The organism is Ochrobactrum sp. S1502_03, from assembly GCF_044435015.1.
Taxonomy (GTDB): Bacteria; Pseudomonadota; Alphaproteobacteria; order Rhizobiales; family Rhizobiaceae; genus Brucella; species Brucella chromiisoli.
Genome location: NZ_JAYEXN010000040.1, coordinates 21,002 through 28,926 on the forward strand (window position 1 = coordinate 21,002; position 7,925 = coordinate 28,926).

Below are 7,925 nucleotides of genomic sequence, written 5' to 3' on the forward strand. Positions count from 1 at the left end.
AGGCCCCAATCGGGGCCTCTTGTTGAACGACGTTGTTCAGGTGGTTGTTATATCTATCACGCCACAATCGCCCGTTTCAGAGCCGAATGCCAGACGGCTGCCCTGATTGTCCCAGCCCATGCTGGTGATGGCACCTTTGCCACCACGACGCAGCAATACTTCCTTCTGATCTTCAAACCGCACCAGAAGAATCATGCCATCATTATAACCGATGGCTGCAATGTCTTCGATCGGGTGACAGGCAACAGCCGTGACCATGCTGTCGCCGCGCAGGCCAAGTTCCAGCGGAGCCTTGCCCATCGGGCCGTCTTTGCCGGCAAAAGGCCAGACGATTGCAGCCGGTGCACCGGAGGTGGCAAGCCATTTGCCCTTCACGCTCCATGACCAGTCCTTGACCTTGGCCGGATAGCCGGTCATGCGCATGTGCCGGCTGTCTTCCAGACGCCAGCCATGCAGTGCATTTTCCTGCATCGATGTAATCAGGAAGCGGCCGTCTGGCGAGAAAATCACGTCGATATGGGCGCCTTTCCACTCAAGTTCGACAGGTTTTGCTTCTGTGCCGGTCCAGATCAAGGTTGCACCATTGTAGCGTGCGATTGCCAGACGCTGACCTTTTGGCGCAAAAGCAATGCCTTCGACACTGCGTTCCTGCACAAACTCCTGCACTTTGCCATTGGATGGGCGCACCCATGCCGAGCGGCCAGAGGCAAAAGCCACGGTTCCGCTGGGGCCGCTTGCAACTGCGGTCATCCACTTGCGTGGCACTTTTGCAAGTTCCGTGACCGTACCATCCGATGCGGTCTGGCAAACGCGGCCATCTTCACCGCCTGTTAGCAGCGCTTTGCCATCAAAGGTCAGCGTTGCACTGAGAAGGCCGTCATGAGCGGTGCTGGTTTGGTGGCCATTGTCCAGCCGGTGGACAGTGCCATCGGCCAGAGCAAAGAAGGGAGTGCCGCTGATAAAGCGTGCATAAAGGCAATGACCATCAAGGTCGAGCGGGGCAACTGTAGGCATCAGAGTCCAATTTTACTGAGATTGGCAGTTTTCAAAACCGGCTTTGAGCGCAGCTGCATCGAGCTGACGTCCGATGAAGACGAGACGGCTTTCATGCTTTTCTTCCGGTTTCCATGCGCGCTGGTGATCACCTTCGATGATCATATGGACGCCCTGAACCACGTAGCGGTCCGGATCATCCTTGAACGCGATAATACCCTTGAGACGCAGAATGTTTGGACCCTGTGTCTGTGTGATATTCTGAATCCAGGGGAAGAACTTCGCCGGGTCAATCTCACCCGCACGCAGCGATACGGATGTGACTGTTACATCATGGATCGGCGATGCATGGTGATGATCGTGATCATGGTGGTGGTGATGGTCATGCCCGTGATCATGCCCGTGATCATGATTGCAGTCTGGGCCGCAGGTATGGTCATGGTCGTGACCATGATGGTGGTGATGTTCATGGCCGTGATCGTGATCGCAATCAGGGCCGCAAACGTGATCCGGGTGGTCGTGATCAAGGAAGTGCGGATCGTTTTCAAGCGCACGTTTGAGATCGAAAGCGCCGCGATCAAGCACGCGGTCCAGCGCGATTGCAGAGCGTTCGGTCCGATGAATGATCGCGTGCGGATTGATCGCGCGGACAGTGGCTTCAACCGCGGCCAGTTCTTCCGGCGTGACCAGATCGGTCTTGTTGATCAGAACAACATCGGCAAATGCAATCTGGTCTTCTGCTTCGCGGCTGTCTTTGAGGCGCAGGGGCAGGTGCTTTGCATCAACCAGAGCGACAACGGCATCAAGAACGGTTTTGGCGCGGACATCGTCGTCCATGAAGAAAGTCTGCGCGACAGGAACTGGATCGGCAAGGCCGGTTGTTTCAACGATAATCGCATCAAAACGGCCCGGACGGCGCATCAGGCCTTGCACAACGCGAATCAAATCGCCGCGCACGGTGCAGCAGATGCAGCCATTGTTCATTTCATAGATTTCTTCGTCCGACTCAACGATCAGATCATTGTCGATGCCGATTTCGCCGAATTCGTTGACGATAACCGCATAGCGCTTGCCGTGATTTTCGGTGAGGATGCGGTTGAGAAGCGTCGTTTTACCCGAACCCAGATATCCGGTCAGAACGGTAACGGGAATACGCCCAGCTTCTTTGCCAGCGTCTGTGATCGACTTGTCCTGAGTTTGGGCTTCAGCCTGGCTCATTGTTCATGCCTCTTGAAGTTGCTGCCTTCGGGTGCGCGCACATGAACGCTGCCGAGGCTTCAGATCGGTTATTTCATATAAGGGAAGGTACGGCTGAATGCTATATGCAACGCTATAATATTACATGGCTTGCGATCACGTTCTCGCCAATTGATCTGATGAAAAGCGCGAAAGGTCGAACTGATCGACATCACGCAGAAGCTCGATAAAGCCTGTGACGGCATGCGCGAGGATTTTCTCACCAGCCTCTGCGGTTGCAACTGCTGCATTGCCAGCAACGCCTTGCGTATTCAGATCATGCATCTTCCAGCCGAAAGCATGCGGCCCGTAGGCACGCAAATGCTTGAATTCTTTTGTAAAGTCGGATTGCGCATTGGCGAAGTGCTGGGCCTTTGACATATCAACCAGATCGGGACGCAGTGCCAGCATGACCGAGGTTTCGATAAAACCGCCATGAACATCAAGCGATTTGTCTTCCGGCGCAATCAACCCTTCCGGCAGCCCGAAGCGCGGCCAGCTCGTTGCTACGGCCAGCATATCAAGGCGGGTGCGAAGCTCGGTTGCAACAATTGTCATCAGCGGTGCGTTGCCGCCGTGCGCATTGAGCATGACCAGCTTGCGAATGCCGCCTGCATGAAGGTTTTCCCCGATGCCGATCCATTGATTGACGGCTTCCGAGAAGGCAAGGCTTTGCGTGCCTTCGACGTCCATATGTTCAATGGAATAGCCAACCGGCTGTGCAGGCAGGAAATTGACGTTGAGATCGGCGGGCAATGCGTCGTTGACGCGCGCGACAATGCCTTCAGCGATGATCGTATCTGTTTCAAATGGCAGATGAGGGCCGTGCTGCTCGTGAGCGCCAAGGGGCAGGACGACGATCATGTCGCTGTTCTGGTCGCGCAGGTTACGCATATTTCTCTCCGTGCTGAATATTTTTTAACGAACAGCATGAGTCTAAAGGTGATCGATTAAAACAGCAAACGGTTGTCTGATTCCGACATTTTGGTTTCGCCGTTCAAAAACTCGTGCAATGTTATCCATCGAATTGCATAAGATTTTTTGAGTTTTCTTCATAACTTCGAAGGCTGCTTCGATTTATTATCTGTGTTTAGAGGTTCATAAGTCGGACAATATTTTACGGTAGATTGCACTTTATTAGTCGGGTGACCAAGGGCGAGGTGGCGATGAGTAAGGACAACAAGGCAGTGATGCTTTACCGGTTGCAGTCAGTGGCGCGTCTTACACGAACCGTATTGGCTACGCGTCTTCTGGAGCTTGGGCTTTATGCCGGTCAGGATGCGTTGATGCTGCAACTGGCATCGGAAGATGGTTTGCCGCCGGGTGTTCTGGCCCAGCGTCTCGGCGTGCGTCCACCGACAATCACCAAAACAATTACCCGGTTGCAGAGTCAGGGCTTTGTGGTCAAACGGGCTTCTGAGACAGACCAGCGCCAATCGCATGTCTATCTCACACCACAGGGTGTCGAAGCGATCCGCATTATTGAAAAGTCTATCAAGAAGACTGAAAAAGACATGCTGAAGGGCTTTGATAAGAAGGAGCGCAAAGCGTTTCTTAAGATGCTTGGGCGCATGGAAAACAATCTTGCTGCACGCGGCGTTGCAAGGCTTATCGATGAAGTCGATAAAGATACTCTCGATGATGACGATATAGAATGAGTGCGCTGCCTTGGAAAGTCGCTGAAAAAACTTTCAATTCAATGATTGCAATGGCATAACCATTTTAAAATGGGATGGCCGCTTCTCTCTTTGAACTGATTGAAGCCATTCCTGTTGTGATTGCAGGAAGATCATTCGGGGAGGCGATTTGGCTCAAAAAATCAAGCTTTCGACCATCGCAGATGCGCTTGGTGTTTCGACAGCCACCGTTTCGCTGGCATTGCGCGACAGCCCGCTTGTCGCAGACCAGACACGTGAAAAAATCAAAGAACACGCCCGCGCCATCGGTTATATCTATAACCGCAGGGCTGCGAGCCTGCGCACATCGCGCTCAGGGATTGTCGGTGTTGTTGTGCATGACATCATGAACCCGTTCTTTGCCGAAATTTTGCGGTCTATTGAAACGGAACTGGATCGCTCGCGGCAGACATTCATTCTTTCCAATCATTATGATCAGTTGGAAAAGCAGCGCACCTTTATGGATACATTGCTTCAGCTTGGCGCGGATGGTGTCATTATGTCGCCTGCTATCGGCACGCCGCCGGAAGATATTCAGCTTGCGGAAGATAACGGCCTGCCGGTTGTGCTGATCGCGCGCAGTGTCGAAGGCGTTCACGCGCCGGTTTTCCGCGGGGATGATGCCTACGGTATTGGTCTTGCAACCAACCATCTGATTTCGCTCGGTCACACGCGGATTGCAATGATTGGTGGTACGGACCAGACGTCGACGGGCCGCGATCGTTATCAGGGTTATTTGCAAGCAATGCAGAAAGCCGGGCTGGAAGTGAAGCCGGAATGGCGCATTTCAGGGCCGCGCACCAAGCAGGCTGGCTTTGAGGTCGCGCCGCAGTTTCTTGCGCTCAAAGACAAGCCGACTGCTGCCGTCTGCTGGAATGATCTCACCGCCATCGGTTTGATGAACGGAATTGCACGGGCAGGTCTCGTTCCGGGTGAAGATATTTCCGTTACCGGCTATGACGATCTGGAAGAGGCGGCCATTGCGACACCCGCACTGACAACGGTGTGGAATGGTCAGCGCGAAGTCGGTCGCCGTGCGGCGCGCGCTTTGCTGGATCAGCTGAACGGCGTTGACGTTTCGCATGATCAGGAACTGATCAAGCCAGAACTGCATATCAGGCAATCGACGTCCAAGCCTAAACAGGTTTGATCTGTCTTGTTAACCGGGCCAGTTCCTCTGGTCCGTTGATTTTTTTTGAACATAAGGAAAGCGCCCATGGCCCAACGTGAAGCGACCATTCTGGTGCTCGGTAATTTCAACGATTATGCCGTGCAGCGGCTTTCAGGCGAGTTCCATGTCAAGCGCATTCCTCAGGGGGATGCAGCATTGGTGGAGGCAAGTTGGGCGGGTGATGTCAAAGGCATTGCCAGTATGTCAACGGTGAGTGCAGAATTGATTGATGCACTGCCAAATCTTGAAATTATTGGAAATTTTGGTGTCGGGTACGATGCGGTTGACGCAAAACACGCTGGTAAGAAGCATGTTATGGTCACCAATACACCCGATGTTCTGACAGATGAAGTTGCGGACACGACCATTGGTCTGCTGATCGATACGGTTCGCGAATTGTCAAAATCGCAAGCGTTTTTGCGTGCTGGCGAGTGGGTGAAAGAGGGTCGTTATCCGCTTTCGAAACTATCACTGCGTGGTCGCAAGGTTGGCATTTTCGGTCTTGGCCGCATCGGTAAAGCTGTTGCGCACCGTGTTGAGGCTTTTGGTCTGCCGATTTCCTATCACAACCGTCGCAAAGCCGATGATGTAAGCTATGCTTATTATCCAAGTCTGCTTGAGCTTGCGCAGGCTGTCGATACGCTTATTCTGGTGGCGCCGGGTGGTGCAGAAACTGAAAAGGCTGTGAACGCAGATGTTTTAAGCGCGCTTGGAGCAGAAGGTGTGCTGATCAATATCGGTCGTGGTTCAGTTGTTGACGAAGATGCGCTTGCGCAAGCGCTCAATGACGGAACAATTGCCGCAGCCGGTCTCGATGTATTTGCCGATGAGCCAAATGTTCCGCAGGCGCTGCTTGATGCGCCGAACACAGTTTTGCTGCCGCATATCGGCTCAGCATCGGAAAAGACGCGTCAGGGCATGGCCGATCTGGTAATCGACAACCTGATTTCATGGTTCGACAAGGGCGAAGCTTTGACGCCCGTGCCGGAAACTGCACACGTCAAAAAAGGTTGATTTATCGCGATGTGCGTTGCGCATTGTGCGCACGCACGGCATCGCCAAAGGCTTCAAAAATTTTGCGTGATGGTGCATCGGACTGAACCCAATATTCCGGGTGCCACTGAACACCGACGACGAAGCCCTTGGCATTTTTCAGCGAGACTGCTTCAATTGTTCCGTCTTCGGCTATGGCTTCGATTGCAAGCTCCGGTGCCAGTTTGTCGATCGCCTGACGGTGGACCGAATTGACCGTCACATTGTCGGATTTGAGAATTTCGGCCAGACAGGAGTTTGGCGCAATTTTGACCGGATGCTGGAGTGCAAAGCGTTCGGCCTGGCTGTCTGATTGTGGTGCGCGGTGATCCATACGGCCTTCCAGCTCCTGAATCTCGGTGGCGAGCGTGCCGCCCAAAGCCACATTCAGTTCCTGAATACCGCGGCAGATGGCCAGAACCGGGACGCCTTTTTCAATTGCTGCGCGAATTAATGGAAGCGAAGTTGCATCCCGCGCCTTGTCGTAAGGCTCGAAGGCTTCACTGGGTTCGACGCCATAAAGTTCTGGATTGACGTTGGATTTTGAGCCGGTGACAAGCAGGCCATCCACACCAGCAAGAATCGTATCCGTATCCATCTTTGCACCAAAGCTTGGCACCAGGAGAGGCGTGACTTCCGCGACATCAATTGCAGCCGCCAGATATTGTTCGGGCGCGGAATGCCAGATGTAGTTTTCAAATGGCTTTACATCGGTGGGCACTGCGATGAGGGGGCGAACTGCGTTTTTCATGTTGATTGAAATCCAGGGAAAGGCTTCTTGCTGTGCATATAGTAACGTATATCAGTAATGTCTATAATTGATGAAGAAGATTGTAGGGCTAATGGAGCCTCATATTCTATTGATAACAAGTATTTTTTATCATGCCCCTATGGTCACACAAAGTTGATCCTGCTTTAAATAGTTTGAATAGATTGGCGTCTTTGGGGGGCAAATGACTGACAATCAACTTTTCTCCGTGGCCGGCAAGGTGATTGCGGTTACCGGGGGATCTTCCGGTCTGGGGCGGCGGATGGTTCGGGTGCTTGCGAACCACGGGGCGCACATCGTTTCAATTTCACGCAGTGAAGACAGCGATGTCTTTCTTTGCGATGGTATGGTGCTCAGTGTTGTTGCTGACGTGACGCAGCCAGATGAAATCAGTGCAGCATTCGACGAAGTGGAGCGGGTTCTGGGCCCGATAGATGTTCTCTTCAATAATGCCGGCGTTGCTCATGTTGCGCGCGCGCTCGACACCACCCCGGGCATGCTGGCGCATATGTTCAATGTAAATGTAACGGGAGCGTTTTTCACTGCGCAGGAAGTTGCAAGGCGCATGGTCAAGCGCGGCGCGGGCGGTGCAATCGTCAATACGACCAGCATACTTGCTGAGCGACTGCAAAAAAGTACCGCAGGCTATGCGATGTCCAAGGCCTGTGTGACGCAAATGACGCGTGCATTGGCGCTCGAACTTGCACCCTATGATATACGGGTCAATGCCATCGCTCCGGGCTGGTTTCCAACGCGAATCAATGAGCAACATCTTTTGGGGCCAATCGCATCTTATTTAAAGGCCTCTAATCCTATGAAGCGTTTAGGCGAGATGCAGGACCTCGATGGCGTGGTGCTTATGCTGGCTTCAGAAGCCAGCCGTTATATGACAGGTTCGGTGATTACAATCGACGGTGGTCATGCTCTTTAAGGAGCTTATTAAGTTCTTCTAGCGCTCGTGGACAAAGGTTGACTGCGGAATCGATTTTTGATTCAAAGCTTCCATTTGGAGGCTACTTTGGGCGAACGGATCGGTTTGACAGACGAG

Annotated in this window: 8 protein-coding genes; 4 read left to right on the forward strand and 4 right to left on the reverse strand. The window is 52.9% G+C overall.

Annotated elements, in window-relative coordinates; translation table 11 throughout:
* Positions 1-36: 36 nt before the first annotated feature.
* The 3 genes from VBH83_RS17160 to VBH83_RS17170 all read right to left on the reverse strand — a co-directional run bounded on the left by VBH83_RS17160 (position 37) and on the right by VBH83_RS17170 (position 3,123).
* The gene (locus VBH83_RS17160) at positions 37-1,014 is read right to left on the reverse strand and encodes a WD40 repeat domain-containing protein (protein ID WP_265986514.1); all 978 of its coding nucleotides are present in this window, start codon (positions 1,012-1,014) and stop codon (positions 37-39) included.
* A 12-nt stretch (positions 1,015-1,026) separates the two neighbouring features.
* Positions 1,027-2,211: a GTP-binding protein gene (locus VBH83_RS17165; protein ID WP_265986515.1), complete on the reverse strand. Its 1,185-nt coding sequence runs from the start codon at positions 2,209-2,211 to the stop codon at positions 1,027-1,029.
* Positions 2,212-2,346: 135 nt separating this feature from the next.
* Positions 2,347-3,123 (reverse strand): creatininase family protein, encoded by a 777-nt coding sequence (locus tag VBH83_RS17170; RefSeq protein WP_396998766.1) that lies wholly within the window; start codon positions 3,121-3,123, stop codon positions 2,347-2,349.
* A 272-nt stretch (positions 3,124-3,395) separates the two neighbouring features.
* Here VBH83_RS17170 and VBH83_RS17175 point away from each other — a divergent pair, with 272 nt between their 5' ends.
* From VBH83_RS17175 to VBH83_RS17185, 3 genes are all read left to right on the forward strand, one after another.
* Positions 3,396-3,887, forward strand: a complete 492-nt coding sequence (locus tag VBH83_RS17175; protein ID WP_265986517.1) for a MarR family winged helix-turn-helix transcriptional regulator — start codon at positions 3,396-3,398, stop codon at positions 3,885-3,887.
* Positions 3,888-4,035: 148 nt separating this feature from the next.
* Positions 4,036-5,055, forward strand: coding sequence for a LacI family DNA-binding transcriptional regulator (locus VBH83_RS17180; RefSeq protein WP_265986518.1), 1,020 nt, complete (start codon positions 4,036-4,038; stop codon positions 5,053-5,055).
* A 66-nt stretch (positions 5,056-5,121) separates the two neighbouring features.
* Positions 5,122-6,090: a 2-hydroxyacid dehydrogenase gene (locus tag VBH83_RS17185; protein WP_265986519.1), complete on the forward strand. Its 969-nt coding sequence runs from the start codon at positions 5,122-5,124 to the stop codon at positions 6,088-6,090.
* Position 6,091: 1 nt separating this feature from the next.
* On the opposite strand, the gene VBH83_RS17190 is transcribed toward VBH83_RS17185, so the two are convergent.
* A complete protein-coding gene (locus VBH83_RS17190; protein ID WP_396998769.1) occupies positions 6,092-6,859 on the reverse strand; it encodes a gamma-glutamyl-gamma-aminobutyrate hydrolase family protein in 768 nt (255 codons plus the stop codon).
* A gap of 202 nt (positions 6,860-7,061) precedes the next feature.
* On the opposite strand from VBH83_RS17190, the gene VBH83_RS17195 reads away from it, so the two are divergent.
* On the forward strand, positions 7,062-7,808 hold the full coding sequence (locus VBH83_RS17195) for an SDR family NAD(P)-dependent oxidoreductase (RefSeq protein ID WP_396998771.1): 747 nt from the start codon (positions 7,062-7,064) through the stop codon (positions 7,806-7,808).
* The last annotated feature ends 117 nt before the right edge of the window (positions 7,809-7,925 follow it).

Coding starts and splice junctions, on each gene's coding strand:
- VBH83_RS17160 (WP_265986514.1), bottom strand. CDS start 1,014: ATGCCTACAGTTGCCCCGCTCGACCTTGATGGTCATTGCCTTTATGCA.
- VBH83_RS17165 (WP_265986515.1), bottom strand. CDS start 2,211: ATGAGCCAGGCTGAAGCCCAAACTCAGGACAAGTCGATCACAGACGCT.
- VBH83_RS17170 (WP_396998766.1), bottom strand. CDS start 3,123: ATGCGTAACCTGCGCGACCAGAACAGCGACATGATCGTCGTCCTGCCC.
- VBH83_RS17175 (WP_265986517.1), top strand. CDS start 3,396: ATGAGTAAGGACAACAAGGCAGTGATGCTTTACCGGTTGCAGTCAGTG.
- VBH83_RS17185 (WP_265986519.1), top strand. CDS start 5,122: ATGGCCCAACGTGAAGCGACCATTCTGGTGCTCGGTAATTTCAACGAT.
- VBH83_RS17190 (WP_396998769.1), bottom strand. CDS start 6,859: ATGAAAAACGCAGTTCGCCCCCTCATCGCAGTGCCCACCGATGTAAAG.
- VBH83_RS17195 (WP_396998771.1), top strand. CDS start 7,062: ATGACTGACAATCAACTTTTCTCCGTGGCCGGCAAGGTGATTGCGGTT.